Origin of the sequence: Oceanirhabdus sp. W0125-5, assembly GCF_027938815.1 — a bacterium.
Lineage (GTDB): Bacteria > Bacillota > Clostridia > Clostridiales > Clostridiaceae > Oceanirhabdus.
The window spans coordinates 1,257,269-1,273,135 of record NZ_CP115913.1 but is presented as its reverse complement, the minus strand read 5'-3'; the positions used below and the strand labels follow the sequence as shown (position 1 = coordinate 1,273,135).

Annotated in this window: 15 protein-coding genes; 1 reads left to right on the top strand and 14 read right to left on the bottom strand. The window is 30.1% G+C overall.

Annotation, left to right across the window (positions count from 1 at the left end; genetic code table 11):
- From OW730_RS06145 to OW730_RS06130, 4 genes are all read right to left on the bottom strand, one after another.
- Nucleotides 1-1,104: a GerAB/ArcD/ProY family transporter gene (locus OW730_RS06145; RefSeq protein ID WP_271228186.1), complete on the bottom strand. Its 1,104-nt coding sequence runs from the start codon at nt 1,102-1,104 to the stop codon at nt 1-3.
- Nucleotides 1,097-2,584, bottom strand: coding sequence for a spore germination protein (locus OW730_RS06140; RefSeq protein ID WP_271228185.1), 1,488 nt, complete (start codon nt 2,582-2,584; stop codon nt 1,097-1,099). Before OW730_RS06140 ends, OW730_RS06145 begins: the two co-directional genes overlap by 8 nt.
- 187 nt (nt 2,585-2,771) lie before the next feature.
- On the bottom strand, nt 2,772-4,082 hold the full coding sequence (locus OW730_RS06135; protein WP_271228184.1) for an APC family permease: 1,311 nt from the start codon (nt 4,080-4,082) through the stop codon (nt 2,772-2,774).
- Between the two features lie 579 nt (nt 4,083-4,661).
- Entirely contained in the window at nt 4,662-5,657 is a 996-nt protein-coding gene (locus OW730_RS06130; RefSeq protein ID WP_271228183.1) for an alpha/beta hydrolase, read from the bottom strand.
- Nucleotides 5,658-5,851: 194 nt separating this feature from the next.
- Here OW730_RS06130 and OW730_RS06125 point away from each other — a divergent pair, with 194 nt between their 5' ends.
- Entirely contained in the window at nt 5,852-6,412 is a 561-nt protein-coding gene (locus OW730_RS06125) for a hypothetical protein (protein WP_271228182.1), read from the top strand.
- 43 nt (nt 6,413-6,455) lie between these two features.
- On the opposite strand, the gene OW730_RS06120 is transcribed toward OW730_RS06125, so the two are convergent.
- From OW730_RS06120 to OW730_RS06075, 10 genes are all read right to left on the bottom strand, one after another.
- The gene (locus OW730_RS06120) at nt 6,456-6,917 is read right to left on the bottom strand and encodes a hypothetical protein (protein WP_271228181.1); all 462 of its coding nucleotides are present in this window, start codon (nt 6,915-6,917) and stop codon (nt 6,456-6,458) included.
- Nucleotides 6,918-7,043: 126 nt separating this feature from the next.
- Nucleotides 7,044-9,314 carry a hypothetical protein gene (locus OW730_RS06115; protein ID WP_271228180.1) on the bottom strand — a complete coding sequence of 757 codons (2,271 nt, stop codon included), beginning with the start codon at nt 9,312-9,314 and terminating at the stop codon, nt 7,044-7,046.
- 403 nt (nt 9,315-9,717) lie between these two features.
- Entirely contained in the window at nt 9,718-9,885 is a 168-nt protein-coding gene (locus OW730_RS06110) for a hypothetical protein (RefSeq protein WP_271228179.1), read from the bottom strand.
- 68 nt (nt 9,886-9,953) lie between these two features.
- On the bottom strand, nt 9,954-10,724 hold the full coding sequence (locus OW730_RS06105) for an ABC transporter permease (RefSeq protein WP_271228178.1): 771 nt from the start codon (nt 10,722-10,724) through the stop codon (nt 9,954-9,956).
- Nucleotides 10,724-11,641, bottom strand: coding sequence for an ABC transporter ATP-binding protein (locus tag OW730_RS06100; RefSeq protein ID WP_271228177.1), 918 nt, complete (start codon nt 11,639-11,641; stop codon nt 10,724-10,726). The genes OW730_RS06105 and OW730_RS06100 overlap by 1 nt, the downstream gene beginning before the upstream one ends.
- A 22-nt stretch (nt 11,642-11,663) precedes the next feature.
- On the bottom strand, nt 11,664-11,858 hold the full coding sequence (locus tag OW730_RS06095; protein WP_271228176.1) for a PLDc N-terminal domain-containing protein: 195 nt from the start codon (nt 11,856-11,858) through the stop codon (nt 11,664-11,666).
- Nucleotides 11,859-11,888: 30 nt separating this feature from the next.
- Complete coding sequence (locus OW730_RS06090) at nt 11,889-12,710, bottom strand: ABC transporter permease subunit (protein WP_271228175.1); 822 nt, start codon at nt 12,708-12,710, stop codon at nt 11,889-11,891.
- 3 nt (nt 12,711-12,713) lie between these two features.
- Complete coding sequence (locus OW730_RS06085) at nt 12,714-13,433, bottom strand: ABC transporter ATP-binding protein (protein WP_271228174.1); 720 nt, start codon at nt 13,431-13,433, stop codon at nt 12,714-12,716.
- 207 nt (nt 13,434-13,640) lie between these two features.
- Nucleotides 13,641-15,104, bottom strand: a complete 1,464-nt coding sequence (locus OW730_RS06080; RefSeq protein ID WP_271228173.1) for a HAMP domain-containing sensor histidine kinase — start codon at nt 15,102-15,104, stop codon at nt 13,641-13,643.
- Nucleotides 15,105-15,113: 9 nt separating this feature from the next.
- Nucleotides 15,114-15,806 carry a response regulator transcription factor gene (locus OW730_RS06075; RefSeq protein ID WP_333781281.1) on the bottom strand — a complete coding sequence of 231 codons (693 nt, stop codon included), beginning with the start codon at nt 15,804-15,806 and terminating at the stop codon, nt 15,114-15,116.
- Nucleotides 15,807-15,867: the final 61 nt, after the last annotated feature.

The following is a 15,867-nucleotide window of genomic DNA, read 5'->3' as shown; positions in this document are numbered from 1 at the left end:
TTAGTTTAGTTCTTTAACCTTCTCCCCTTTTTTATACTTAAATCTTATAAATACAGCTATTAAAGAGATGAAGAGTAAATTAAAAATAACAAAAGTAGGAGTTGCAAATCCTATTAGTTTTTTCCTGAATAAATTACTACTAGATATTTTATAACTTAAATACAATATAAACGGATAAATAATAATACATAATTTTTTTATATTAATTTTAGTTAAAACACTCAAATTATAAGCTGATGAAAAATAATAAATAGATATAATTCTAAATACAACTAACACCCATGTGAACATAAATATGTATCTAAAATTATTAATAATAGGTATATGTATGCTTTCAAAAACCATAACGAAAGACCAGTAACTTTTTGGTACTACATCTACTCCTAAGTAATAAATAGTTGCAAAAACAGTCCACACCCATATTACACCACAAATTGCTACCCCTTTTAGAGCTGTTTTTTTTATTGATTTAATATCCTCTACATATGGATGAAATAAAAGTATGGCCTCCCACCCAGTATAAAAATAAAGAGTATCTTTAAATGCCTTCAAAATATTACTTACCCCAGCCCCAAAAACTGGCTGAACATTTAATATCTTGCCATATTTTAATGCTGATAAAGAAAAAAATAGCATTCCGATAAAAATATAAGAAATAAGTTCACAACTTTTTCCTATAGTCTTTATTCCTTTAAAAGCATTATAGGCTGCTAAAGAAACTGCTATTACAATAATTTTAGAAGCTGGTATAAACCCTACTATATAGGTCCTTGTTAATCTAACAAAGTCTTCAGTAACTGCAGCAGTATATAAAATAAATTGAAGCATAAAAACAATATTCAATACAGTTCCAAAGAAATTGCCAAAGTAGTTTTTACTTAAAACAAGAATATTCTCCTTTGGATGCTTTTTTATTATTATGCAGCTTATTAAAATAGTAATTACTGGATATATCAATGCAATTATTGCTGTAATCCATGCATCTTGTTGTGCAATTGGTACAATAACATTCGGTAATCTTAAAAAAGCGGGACCAATTACGAACCCCATTAAAAAAAAAGTGAATTGATTATTTGTTAAAAGATTCTTTTTTCCATTATTCATCATTCTCACCTTTAAATTGCTTTCTAAAATCACTCTGTCTTATTGGATTATTATTTGGAACTGCTTCTGGTCTATTATTCATCTTCCACAATGGAGCCCTTATAAATATATCTTTCATATCTTTTTCTTTAATTGAAACATAAGGTACTCCAAAACTTTCTAATGAGAAAAGGTGAACCATTAAGAAAAACCAACCAGCTGCAATTCCCATAAAACCTATTGTATTAGCAAGTACTAACATAGGAAATCTTATAAATCTTATACTAAGCGACATTTCATAATTAGGAATTAAGAAAGTAGATAGAACCGCTATCCCAACCACAAGTAAAGTTGAAGGACTTACTATTCTAGATTCTATTGCAGTATTTCCTATGATGATACCACCTACAATACTTAAGGTTCCTGCAATTTTTGGTGGAAGCCTAAGTCCCCCTTCTCTTAAAAATTCTACAACAACTTCCATAGCTAATATTTCTAGAAATGGAGTCAGAGCTATTCCTTCTCTCGACTGTACAATCGGGTTAATAAACTTAAGAGGTATAAGCTCAGCATTATATTGTATAAGAGTTAAATATATAGATGGTAATGTTATTACCATAAAAACCGCTAAAATTCTTAAAAGCCTCGCAAAAGACGAAACGATAGTCCTTTGATTATAATCTTCAACTGCTTGAAAAAATTCTACAAATACTGCTGGAACTGTAAGAACATTAGGATTTCCATTTACCAAAATAGCAATTTTACCTTCCATTAAATTAGCTTTAACAATATCAGGTCTTTCAGTATTAAATGCTTGCGGAAATACTGAGTATGGACTTGACTCTATATACTGTTCAATCATACCAGCTGCATTGATTGAATCAACATCTATGCTGTTTAATCTATTTTGAACCTTTTTCAATACATCTTTATCAACAATATCATCAATATACATAATAACCACATCAGTTTGAGATCTTTTCCCAACAATCAAGTTTTCTATTATTAAATTTTTATCCTTGATTTTTCTTCTCAGTATACTTATATTTACACCTATGTTTTCTACGAATCCTTCTCTCGATCCCCTGATAGCTGATTCATTGGGTGGATCAGCTATAGCCCTGTAATGTGTTGAATCTATAGTGTCAATAATAATAATGCTTTGTGAACCTTCAACTAACATAGCTGTTTTTCCGATTTTAATTGATTCTATAACTTTATTAATATTTTCTTCAACTTTAGTGCTCCCCATTGGTATATATCTTTGGGCTATATACTCTGGAAGACTTTCCCCTGGAACTAACTCTTCATTTAAATGAATCATTAATGGATTTAATAAATCTCTATCTATAAGAGATCTGCTCATTAATCCATTAACAAATACTAGCGATGCTTTCAATGATTTGCTTTTGCCTATAAAAAAATCCTTTACAACTACTGGACTTTGCTTACCCAGTTCATTAAGAATATAATCTATATTTTCCTGAAGATTTGTGTTCATAGTTTTATCACCCTTTTTATTTATAGGATTTTAAATAAATGGTTTTAGTTAATACAGTACTTTTATTATTCGCCTATAAATACTAATTAATGCGATAAAATCCTAAGTTATATTATTTTAAACATAAATAAAAAACACCACCACAGATTATCATTTTGATAACCCATGATGGTGCTTTTTATTTATGTTAATTGGTTTGCGACTTCTTTAAATAATAGAAAACTGGTAATCCTAATAGTGCTATTCCAATTCCTATTATAGAATTTACTGGTGAACTCATAATTGTACTTACTAATATATATCCTCCACCAAAGATACCAACTAGTGGTGTTATTGGATATAACGGAACTTTATATGGTCTTTGTTCTGCTGGTACTTTCTTTCTTAAAATAAATATACCAATTACACCCATAACAAAGAATATCCATAAAACAAATACAAGTAAGTCTGTAAGTGTATTAAAGCTTCCTGATAATATATATAGTACAGCTAAAACCCCTTCAAATATTAAAGCATTTCCAGGAGTCTTAAATTTAGGATGAGCTTTTCCTAAAACCTTATGAAAAGGTAATTGCTTTCTTTCAGCCATAGCAAAAGGAACTCTCGCTCCAGTCATAAGATATCCATTTAAAGCCCCAAAAACAGATACCATCATTCCAGCTATAATAAATGTTCCACCTTTATTACCAAAAAGCATAATAGCTGCATCTGAAACCGGTGATTGAGATGTTACAATCTCACCTAGTGGTAAAACTTTTGATAAAGCTATATTAAATATTACATATATAAGCATTACACTTGATACCCCCAAAATTATAGATCTAGGAAGATCTTTCTTAGGGTTTTTCAATTCTCCTGCCATGTTAGTAACACCTATCCACCCATCATATGCCCATAACGTTCCTAGAATGGCAGCTCCAAATCCCATTCCAGTTGTTACTGCTGACTGAGTGAAAGTAATATCATGAACTTCTCCATTTATCAATCCAAAAATAATAATAGCTGCAACAGGTATTAATTTACCAACTGTTGAAACAGTTTGTATTACTCCACCAAATTTTGTAGCAATTATATTCATTGTTATTACAAATAATAATATTCCTGCTGCTACAAGTTTTTGTTGAAAAGAATTCATAGGTATAAAGAATGTAGCAAAACTTGTAAATGCGATTGCAAGTGCTGCTCCTGAAGCCGGATAAGAAATTACAGTTTGTACCCATCCTAATAAAAAGCCCCATACATCGCCATATAATTCTTCTAGATATATATATAATCCACCTGTTTTTGGAATAGCTGCTCCGATTTCTGCAATTGTAAGTGCTGATGCTAAACTAATAACTCCTCCTACAACCCATGCTAGCAATCCCATTCCTACTGATCCTGCATTATTAAAAACAATTCCTGGTTTAAGAAAAATTCCAGAACCTATAATCATTCCAATAACAATAGCAATTGCTTCTGCAAATGTTACTGACTTCTTTAGTGTTTTTGTAGACATATTTCTCTCCTTCTTTAGTTAACATTAAAATAATTTGATTTTAAATTTAAAATTTTCGTAACTCTTCCTATGATATTCTATTATACTTTTAGTGAATCTACAAGGCTTATTGTTAAGGAAATAACATTATTTTTTTACCTTATTTTCTTTTAATTAATCTGATAATTTAAACTATTCTCAATCATCGTATTTGTTGAACTTTAATAAATCATTTTGCTGAATTCCCTTTATATCAATCTATTTAATATCAATCTTTTACTGGACTAATAAAAAATCAATTTATAAAAATAATCTTTTGAAATTGCTATATGATTAATTCTAGGTATTCAATAAAACATTTTGCTTTGACAGATTACCACGTTAGAACTCTAACTTATTATTTTCGTTAATTTAATAACCAATTTTTACTCATAAACAATTTTCATTGTTCATATAATTTGTAATCACGTCAACATTCTGAATAATTACAGCTTTTTAAAATTTCTCACATAAAAAGATAAAACATCACGTTGATTCCCTTATTAAGAATACCTCATGATGCTTTCTTACTTTGATATTTTTTTAATAATAAATGTAATATTACTCCATAATAAAATTCAATGCCTTATTTAACTTTCCCTCTAAATCCGCTGGATACCAATGCCCTATTCCTTCATTAATATAATACTCATGAGGAATTCCATGTTCATCTAACGCCTCTATCATTTCATCCACTTGTTCCATAGGCACATCTTCTTCTCCATCCATAAACACAAACTTCACACCTCTTTGTATGACAGACTTAACACACTCTTCTCTGAAACTTCTTGGCTTTAATGAACACAGAGGTATTACACCTTTAACAGGAATTACATTTGATATTGTAATATCTATGGCAGCAACAGCACCTCCTGAGAATCCTCCAATTATTATATTCTCCTCATCAACAGAATATTGTTCACAAATTAAATCATAGCAGTTTTTAAACTCCTTATGCAATTCACTATAAGTATAAGGATATTTTCTTGTTTCGTATGATTCAGCATAAAACCCCTTATCTATCCAGATATACCCCTCATGTCCATACACTATTGATGCCTGAGGACACACAACAATAAACCCTCTCTTCGTAAGCCACTCAGAGCTCCAATACTTTTCATGTACTTGAATATTTTCTCCATCACCATGAAGACTAAAGAACACCGGATATTTCTCACCTTCATTATAGTTTTCTGGAAGTCGAACAACATAATCAAACTTAGCATTTTTTTGAGCTTCCTTTTTAATTAGCTCATTTTTTTCTTCTAGCTCTTTGTATTTTTCATGCCCTTTCAATCCATCAAAGTTCCAATCAATAGGACATATATACCCCTTATCAATAAGATCTGAGAATATCTCTACTGCCTCATTGAACCTTTCATCATTACAATATAGCCAACATTTTTCAATCATAATATGGTAGAAATTCTTTTCACACTCCTCCTTTGGAAGTGCTTTTAATCCCTCTTCTAACACCTCTATAGCTTCATTATATTTTTCTTTATCTGAAAATTTACAGTAAGCCACCTCTAATTCATCAAAACTATTATATTTCACAATTACCCCTCCTTATTACATAACCTAATACTAACATTTTATCACATTATATCCATTTATGTTGCTCAAGAACAATTCACAAAAGAAAATGAGTAATATATAGCACTTTCTTTTTTTTGCCCTCTCACTCATTTGTATGAACTTAAAATCATAGATTATAATAATAACCAATTATTTAGCAAAGGAGAGTTTTAATGAAATATATACCCATAGTTTTCAATATGACCGAGGAATTGAATGCATTAAAAAATCAAAAATTCAGCAGCAATATCGCTCCTTTCATACAACTTGAAAAATATATTTGTTCTAAAGAAGACAGTACTGATATACTTGATGAAATTGAAGAAATAATTAAAAAAAAGAATAATAATACTTTCTTTTTAACTATCCCTAACATAGAAAATCAGAATAATTATACTTCAAAATCATTAAACAGATTTAGTGCTTATAAGAATGTAATTCCTGTATTAGAAGTCAACTTAGATTCTTATTCCTATGGAGACATAAAAACCTTAAAAAACACCTTGTCATACGAGACTTTCTGCTTCAAAGTTTGCGCTAAAACATTCAGTAAGATATCTATAGAGGTAGCCACATTAATAAATGAAGATGATTATTTATTATATGATTTTACTGCTAGGGATTTATTTCACAAAGATATCCAATCAGAAATAACCCTTATAAACCAAATAAAAAGACACAAGAATTTTAAAACTATAACCCTAGGTAATTTTATACCAAATATGAATTATTAAATTCAAAAAAGTTGCTACTCTCTTGTAGCAACTAATTCTTCTTTTAATTGTATTTTTCTGTTCCTGCGAACTCCTCACCGAAAATTTCTTTTAAATCTGAGATAATCTTTTCATTTGTACCTACATATAAAACTATAATTTTTCCTTTTTTATAAAAATGAGGTTCTGAAATCCAAGATACCTTAACACTATTTAAAATATCACCTTTAGATGTATATTCACACCCTCCACTATCAATGTTTTTCGCATCATTCTCCATTTTTTTATTATTCCCATATAAGTAGATATCAACTGCTTCCTCTCCGATTATCATTCTTTTTCTTGTAGTTGGAAGAAACTCCTGTTTAACATTAATTATTTTTAATTCATAGTTTTTTGCTTTCATTTCACTTTCGAACTTATTTATATCAAAAGTGTTACCATTAATATCATTTCTATATATATAAGCAAAAACTACCCACAATACTACAGCCACAAACACTATCTTTTTAGTTAAATTTTTCATAACTACCTCTCATATTTATTGCTAATATTATGCCCTTATATAAAAACGAACTAAAATATATATAATATCATTATATGCATATCTCCCTTATTAGGAATGTTTTATATAAAAATTCTTCTTAATTCCCTAATCAAAAATGATTTTTGTATTATATTCCCTGTTTACTTCCTTAAAAGCCTCTTGTAAAACACATTTTAATAATTGGTTTGCAAATCGCTTAATCTCACAATTCTCATAAGATATGTTATAGCAAGGCATTGCAAACCTGTTTATTTCTTTTATATCTTCTGATCGTAACTCTGCTGCCCCTTCTCCTCTCCTTAGGTGATACGCCCTATACCAAAGTTCAGTTTGCCTATTTAAAGTCAGTATTCTTTCTTTGCACACTTCATATACTTTTTTACTTATATTTTCCATAATTATACTAACTACTACACTTTTATTTTCTTCTGACATAAAGAAATCCTCTTCAAAGTAATTAGGTTTAGTTACCATTTTATATATACACTCTAATAAATATTTTTGCATATCCCCAACAGGGCTCAATCCATCATAGGATAAGCTATTTAACTCTGCATACCTTCTAGATAATGCTTTTACTGTTTGTACTGGCAGTGCCTTAATACTTTGATCCTCTTTAAGACCTAAAAGAGAATCCCACCTTTCATTATATTTCTTTGTAACTTCAATAAGGTCAATTGGGAATAAATACTTATAATATTTTAATGGTTCCTTATATAAACTTCCAACCTCTTTTGGTACCTTTAATTTATTAATTAAATCTTTTATCTCTTGAATAGTCATGCACTCTTCATCTCTAACTGCTTTTTTATTGAGGTTTTCTAAGAAAAATAATTTATCACTTAAATTTCTTTTTATATTTTCACCTTTTGAATCACTTAATAACTCTAAAACTTGATTCATATTTCCAACAATATGCTGAACTTTACTGTCTATTCCGTAAAAATTTTCTCCATTAATCTTATCAAAGTGTGTGAATGCCATATGGAGTTTTGTTGTATATCCCGAAATCTCTATATGATTAAAAAACTTTTCAGCATCATATTTCATTCCTTCTGAAGCATTATTAACCCATAAAATTCTATCAGCTTTTCTTAACTTTCCATCTATCTCAGGAGGAATACTAAAAGCTTCCTTTAGTATATGATCTAATCCCTTACCATCAAGAAATATAAATTTATAATCATCTTTTTCATCAATAAACTTTGGTATAAATGGCCCTTTTGCTCTTATGCTTTCAACAATAGGCGTAATAATATGTCCAAATAAGGTCTTTTTATTAGATGCCATGCACTCCATTATATTTAAACAAGCTTCTCTATCTAAATTCTCTGCAAATATATAATCTATCCACCCGTTTTTATTCACTTCTTTATATGTGACATTGTCGCCTAACACGCTATGTATAACAGAATTTATCATATTCATTATTATTTCTACAAATTCCAGGCACCTGTTCATCTTCATTGTTTTCTCAGTAAATTTAATTTCTAACTCAAGTTTTCTTCTTTTAGATAGCTTGTCTATGTTTACATTATTCCCCTTTAGAAACTCATCCCATTCTTTTGCTGCATAGCTGATTATATTAAATAATATCTCTTCTAACTCCTTGTTATTCTCAACTTCATTTCCTTTACCTTTGTTATATCTGGCTATTTTATTTATATATCCACTACATTCTATAGTTTTATCCCTTGTACTTATGTTTCCTAATATATAATTCAACCTAAATTCTCTATCTTTTGTCTCTAAAAAGTTCTTAACTATAACATCATATGTACTATTTTTTATGATCTCAAAAATTGCTCCTTCAATTAATTCTTTTACATATTTTTCAATCTTAGCCTTCTCTTTAAAAATGCAAACAACACTGTACTTTTTATCATTGCTTACAATAAATTCTTTATTAGAAATAGTGGTCTTACTTGTAGAAGTTGCTAAAACCTGTTCCCCCTCGGCCTCTAACCCAAGTAATTTCTGTAACAAAGTGGTCTTTCCAGCCCCACTAAACCCTTCAATATCAATCACTTTATGATCTTTTAGATTCTCTATAGGTATATATGCCTCTCTTATCTTCTCATACTCATAACTGTTATTAATATAAATATCTCTATAAAATATCTCAACTGCTTTTTCATTTATACCTTCTTTTAAAGCCACTTCTCTCTTAGCACTATTATGATAGCTAATATCATTAATCAGCTTCTGTAGATCTGCAATTATCAAGTCTACTTTTTCTTCCTCTTCTATACCAGTACCTCTTCTTATTCTTTCCAGATTACCCGTCTTTTCATCTATAATCATAGGGTGATAGAAATTAATACTCCAACTCTTTCGTCCTTTATTTTTACTCTTCGATACCTTATATTCAATCATGGAATTTCCTCCTTAGTTCACATTACCAAATCGCCTTACCCAGCCTATACAGCCACTTTCATTTCGGTGCACAGCAACTTGTACACCTTTTATCATTATTATAACACAAACTTCCATAATCATAAAATCCGGTGCACTTTCTTTTGTGCACCGGATAAATTTGATTTTTTACCTTTTTTTGTTTGTTAATTCTCTAATATTTCCAATTAATAAAAATCAAAACACCTTAATACATTCATTTATTATCACAATAACTTGATAAATTTTAAAAAATAATTAGAGGGAGATCATTATAAAGATAAAAAAACTAATTATAACCTCAAATTTTCTCTTAAAATTCTTAATAAAAAAAAGAAAGAGCAGGTACTCTTTCTTATCTTTGTATTTTTATGTCTTAACTTAATTATGACGGATATTTTGATTCATTATCAAATATCTCTTCAACCATACTTAAAGGATCTATAAATGGACTTTCTATTAATAAAAAATCTTTAATGTTATTTTTAATCGTCTCTAGTTTTTCAATTATGCTTTCCTCAAAATCCATTTCTGTTAATTCAATATCTTTCATATTACTACTCCACTTTCTCTATTTGATTTTATTTTAATAGCTAGTCATATTATAACATGGATTTTTATTTAAATTTCTTGTTTTCTAAAAATAAACCATCCACATAAAATTAATATTATTGACAATCCCACTACCCCTAATAAAGGTTTTAAAATCTCAACATTATTTGCACCTACTAATATTTCACTTGCACGTGCCCCTAATTCATTTGGTGAAAATGAATTTATAAATCCTCCTAAATATTGAGGAACTTTATTCAAAATAATGTATGAAATAAATGCTGCCCCAGCCACTGCCATTTGACTTTTTAAGAAGCTTGAGAAGAATATTGTAACTGCAATTACTAGTAGTAAATTAGGTATATACACAGTAGTACCTAAAAGTATATGTGACCAACTTACTTTACCAAAAATTATTTCAGTATAATACACACTAACAGATAGAGCTATATAAGTGCTAACAATAACGAGTACAGAATAGGTGAAGATTTTAGCAAAATAATATTTTGCACGTCCAATTGGTTTTACCAATACCATTGCAGTTATATCCAAGGACCGTTCTCCTGCAATTGTTCCCATGACCATCAAAATGATTATGATAACACCCATTTGAGCAACTGAACTTAATAAACCACTCAAAACATCACTTACCAGAGGCTCAGGAATTTGAATTACAGTACCTTCTGGAAAATCCTCTGCATTCTTTAAAAGATTAGGAAGCATCTTCAATGTTATTGGTTGCATCAAAGCTAACAACGTAAAGATTAAAGGCATGATTAACATTTTAAAACTTTTGCTTAACTCTTTTGTTTCTTTAGCCAACATTGGAAATTGTTTCATTAATTACCCACCGCCTTTAAGAAAATATTCTCTAATGAAGTACCACTAACGCCGTATGAGATTAAGTTTAATTTCTCATCTATAATTAATTGAAGTAACTGCGTACGTGCTATTTCAAATTGATTTGTAGTTATTTTAAACTTGCTACCATCCACCTCTACCTTAGATACCCAAGATTTATTGTTTAATATCTTTACTATATTTTTTTCTGTTTGCTCAATACTAAATTCTATACTTTGCTTAGTGTATTTTTTCATTATTTCTTCCATTGAATCAGATAATATTACAGAACCTTTATCAATTATTACAATTCTATCTGCAACTCTTGCAATATCGTCTATTATATGAGTTGACATAAATATTGTCATTTTATTTTTTAATTTGTCTATCAATTTTAATACATCATAACGACCCATAGGGTCTAATGCAGATACAGGTTCGTCTAGTATAAGCAACTTAGGCTTATTAATGAGGGCTTGCGCTATTGCCAATCGTTGTTTCATCCCACCACTATATCCACTAATTTTTCGATTTCTCGCTTCCCAAATTCCACACATTTTTAATAACTCTTCATTTCTTTTCTTTATAGTCTCTTTATCCAAATCAAACATTGAACCAACCCATTTCATCCACTCTTCCCCAGTCATATAGCTATAAAATTTCGGTGTTTGAGGACAATAACCTAATTCTTTTCTAATCTTATTAATATCCTTACTTACATCATACCCAACAACCTCTACTTTACCTGAAGTAGGTGCTGCAAGTCCCGTTAAAATACGCATGGTGGTAGTTTTACCTGCACCATTTGCTCCCAGAAAACCAATACATCCTGTTCCCTCTATACTAAATGTTATATCTTCTAATGCTTTTTTATCTTTATATTTTTTAGATAATCCTTCACAATTAATAATTTTCATTTTTTCACCTCTCCCTAATTAATTACTCCGTTCTTCCTACTGTTAAATAAACAACTGGTCCAACGAATGAAATAAGTAGAATTATTGGAACCCATATAAGCTTATTACCACCTCTAACATTTAATTTATCTCGTTTTATTAAATCAACTCCTGCAATTAAAAGTAATATTCCATTCATTATTACTATTGGTATAATTAATCTTAAATCGATATTCATATTATCACTCCTAATTTTTATTAAAGATATTTATTCTGTAAATTCTTTTTTATTAAAGATAGCTACAGCTAAAATTACTGATATTACTACGTAAGCAATGAAAATGATAATTTCCTCTGTGCTTATAGCTTTATTCACCATATTTGAGAATGCTTTAAAATATGCTGTGATTAAATATTTAGACACCGCCCTAAATATAATGCTAATTAAAGATGCTCCAATAATTAAACCCACTGAAAACATTATTACACTTGTCACCTTCTTTAAAAGAATACATATTGGAGTAAGTGAGATAGTGAATATTGCAATAATCATATAACTTTTCATATATACTTCAAGCATGTGCAGCATAATACTAACACCTTCTAATTCAACATCATCAACAATATACGTACCACTTCTTATGAATATATAACCTGATAAGTATGATAGTATAAGCATAAAGCCCATTAAAAAAAACATTATCACAATTGTAGATAAACTCTTACCTAAGATCACCTTCCATCTACTTATTGGTCCAACTAATGTGTATCTTATCCTACCATCAGATATATCTGACGTTATAATCCCAGAAAGAAAAACTACACTCATCAATGGTAATACCAGACCTACAACGACTCCTAAAATCATCATGGGATAATTCTGTGAATTTATCTTTTCAATTTCTCCTAAGCTCATTAAAGCAAATCCTGGAGGCACTATTCCATTTTCTATACTTCCTTCAGTTACTCTCAATAAACTCTCTATCCCTAAAGCCATCCCTATAGTAATTACCCCTAAGATAATCATAAATATATATATTTTCTTTTCATGTACTATTCTTATCAATTCGTTCTTTATAATAGTACCCACATGTTACTCCTCCTCAATTACCTTAAGGAAACACTCTTCTATATCCGCATTATTGTTAAGGTCTAATAATTCATCAACACTTCCTTCTATAAGTATTTTTCCTCTTCCTATGATTCCGATTTTGGTACATACCTTTTCAATGTCTCCTAGTATATGAGATGATATCAATATTGTTTTTCCTTCTTTAGATAACTTCTTAAAAATATTTATTACATCCCTCCTCCCTTTTGAATCAAGCTCATTGCTTAGTTCATCAAATATAAGAAAGTCAGGATTGTTCACAAGCGCCCTTGCTATTCCCAATCTTTGTTTCATCTCAAGAGAATATTTCTTCACCTTTATCTTTGCACTCTCCCTAATACCTACTAGCTCTAATAATTCCATGTATTTTTCTTGCTTGTATCCTCCAAATAAATTTCCATGTAACTTGAGGTTCATGAGCCCACTAAGTTCTTCATAGAACACTGGGGTTTCAATTATTCCCCCAATCCTTCTAAACACCTCTCTAGAATTGTTATTCATTTCATTATTCAACAGGTTTATATTTCCTTTATCTACCTTTAGAAGCCCCATTATCATCTTCAATGTAGTTGTTTTTCCTGAACCTTTCTCCCCTAAGAACCCATATATCTCTCCCCTGTTCACTTCCATATTAAGTCCATCTATTATCTTTTTACCTTTGAAACTTTTATGAATACCACTTAATTTCAAAACTGTATCCATATCACTTCCTCCATGTATTTATATCAATTAATTTCTTGCTTTCTTATAATACTAATAATACTCTCCATTTCTTTCATAACAATAAAACCAATGTGTATTTATCCTAATCTTTTCCTTAAGATAACCTTAAGAAAAAACAAGCCGGGGATGGTTCATTAAAACTGTTAAAGTTTTAATGAACCATCCCCGGCTTTTCTCTAGCTTTTCTTATCTTTTCATTACCTTAACTTCATATACTTGGCTCTTTGGAATGATCATAATAAATCTTGCTCCTTTATTTTTCTCCGTTTCTAATCTTATTACTCCTCCATGAAGTTCTATTATCTTTTTAGTGATGGCAAGACCAAGTCCACTTCCACCATCTGTTCTTCTAGCATAATCACCTCTTGTGAACTCCTTGAATATATCTTCTTTTATATGCTCATCCATACCAACGCCATCATCCATAATAACTATAGTGATATTCTCCTCATCCGCTTTTAGTGAACACTCTATCTTTGTTCCTTGAGGATTGTACTTAAGTGCATTTCCAATTAAATTACTAAGAGCTCTCTCCATCTCAAACCTATCGAATCTAATTTTTATCTCTCTATCAGGGATATCTGCTATAAGTTCAAATCCTCTACTCTCAATATCTCCGTGATTTTCCACTAAAAACTCTCTTAGGAATTGAGACATATCTCCATTTACTCTCTTAAGAACAAAATCTCCACTATCAAGTTTTGTGTAGTTGAATAAAGATTCTATTAGATAATTTAGCCTAATTGATTTATCATGTATATATCCCAGATACTTCTTCTTATTAACTTTATCAATATTATCATCATCAATAAGTAGTCTTGAATACCCCTGTATTGTAGTTATTGGAGTTTTAAGATCATGGGAAATATCCCTAATCATCCTCTTCTTGTTTTCCATAATATTATGATTAGCTTCTTTCTCCTTAACCAATCTCTTGGTCATATCATTTATTGAATCCTTTATATATTCAATCTCCCTAGGTGCATTGATTTCAATAGGTTTACCCAATTTATCAAAATCTATATCCTTTATCCCCTCTGACAGTTTTTCAAGTGGTCTTACTATCTTCTTATTCAATCTCTTACTGAATATTAATACTAATATTACTATTCCTCCTATAAAAGATAACCCAATGAATCTTCCAAAGAAGGAGAACTTGCTATCTATATTTGTCCCATCATATTCAGAACCAAGCCCAAAATGTATCCCCTTTTGATTTATAGGGAATATAACTAAGCATGTATATGTCTTCCCATCAACCCCTTGAAACTCTGTAGCGGTTGTACTAAACTCATCTATCACCATATCAAGGCCATAGCTGCTTATTCTGTCTAACAACTCTTTTCGAGTATAACTCATCTTATCATCAAGCTTTTCCCCTATTACATGGATAACTTCATTATTATAAAGTATCTCAATCCACCCATCATACTCCATTATCATGGTACCATCAATATTATCATAATCAGCTCTCACTAACTGCTGTGCTGTTATCCTAGGAAAGTCCTCACTTTTTGCACCTGTAATCACATTCATTAACAAAATCATAAGCATCGAGCCTGTTATTAATGCCACTAAGATTATACCCAGTATCAAAAACACATAATTTTTCAAAAAGATACTCTTCAAATTTTTATTATTTTTTTTCATCTTATCCACCTAATCCATTATCTTGTACCCAAGGCCTCTTACTGTTTTAAAATACTTAGGCTCTTTTGGAATATCTTCTATCTTATCTCTCAGCTTACTCATGTGCACCATTATCACATTATCCTCACCAAAATACTGTTCTTCCCACACCTCTTCATATATCTGCTTTTTGGTAAAGATCTGTCCGATCCGCCCCATGAGCATGGCCATAATTTTAAATTCCTTAGATGTAAGATTTATCTCCTTTTCACCTTTTAATAAGAGACATCTCCCAGTATCCAAAGTAAGCTCCTTATGTCTTATTATTTTTTCCAGCACTTTCTCTGTTTTCACCTCATTGAACTCATAGAATCTTCTTAGCTGGGCATTTACCCTTGCCACAAGCTCTAAAGGATTAAAAGGTTTTGTTATATAATCATCTGCCCCTAAATCCAAACCTAATATTTTATCCTGTGGTTCATTCTTTGCAGATATCATTATTATAGGAATCTTGCCACCATCTCTTATCTTCTTTACCACTTTATATCCATTTATCTCAGGTATCATTATGTCAATCAATGCTAAATTTATATCCTCTTTTCTCATTATATTAACTGCCTCTAGTCCATCATATGCCTTATATACCTTGTATCCTTCTTTTTCAAGATATATCTCTATAAGTTCACAGATTTCCCTTTCGTCATCAACAACTAATACATTTATATCCACACAGCCACCCTCCCAAAACTCTCTAATACTATTGATAATTTTTAACTATTATATA

Coding starts and splice junctions, on each gene's coding strand:
- OW730_RS06145 (WP_271228186.1), bottom strand. CDS start 1,104: ATGAATAATGGAAAAAAGAATCTTTTAACAAATAATCAATTCACTTTT.
- OW730_RS06140 (WP_271228185.1), bottom strand. CDS start 2,584: ATGAACACAAATCTTCAGGAAAATATAGATTATATTCTTAATGAACTG.
- OW730_RS06135 (WP_271228184.1), bottom strand. CDS start 4,082: ATGTCTACAAAAACACTAAAGAAGTCAGTAACATTTGCAGAAGCAATT.
- OW730_RS06125 (WP_271228182.1), top strand. CDS start 5,852: ATGAAATATATACCCATAGTTTTCAATATGACCGAGGAATTGAATGCA.
- OW730_RS06120 (WP_271228181.1), bottom strand. CDS start 6,917: ATGAAAAATTTAACTAAAAAGATAGTGTTTGTGGCTGTAGTATTGTGG.
- OW730_RS06115 (WP_271228180.1), bottom strand. CDS start 9,314: ATGATTGAATATAAGGTATCGAAGAGTAAAAATAAAGGACGAAAGAGT.
- OW730_RS06110 (WP_271228179.1), bottom strand. CDS start 9,885: ATGAAAGATATTGAATTAACAGAAATGGATTTTGAGGAAAGCATAATT.
- OW730_RS06105 (WP_271228178.1), bottom strand. CDS start 10,724: ATGAAACAATTTCCAATGTTGGCTAAAGAAACAAAAGAGTTAAGCAAA.
- OW730_RS06100 (WP_271228177.1), bottom strand. CDS start 11,641: ATGAAAATTATTAATTGTGAAGGATTATCTAAAAAATATAAAGATAAA.
- OW730_RS06095 (WP_271228176.1), bottom strand. CDS start 11,858: ATGAATATCGATTTAAGATTAATTATACCAATAGTAATAATGAATGGA.
- OW730_RS06085 (WP_271228174.1), bottom strand. CDS start 13,433: ATGGATACAGTTTTGAAATTAAGTGGTATTCATAAAAGTTTCAAAGGT.
- OW730_RS06080 (WP_271228173.1), bottom strand. CDS start 15,104: ATGAAAAAAAATAATAAAAATTTGAAGAGTATCTTTTTGAAAAATTAT.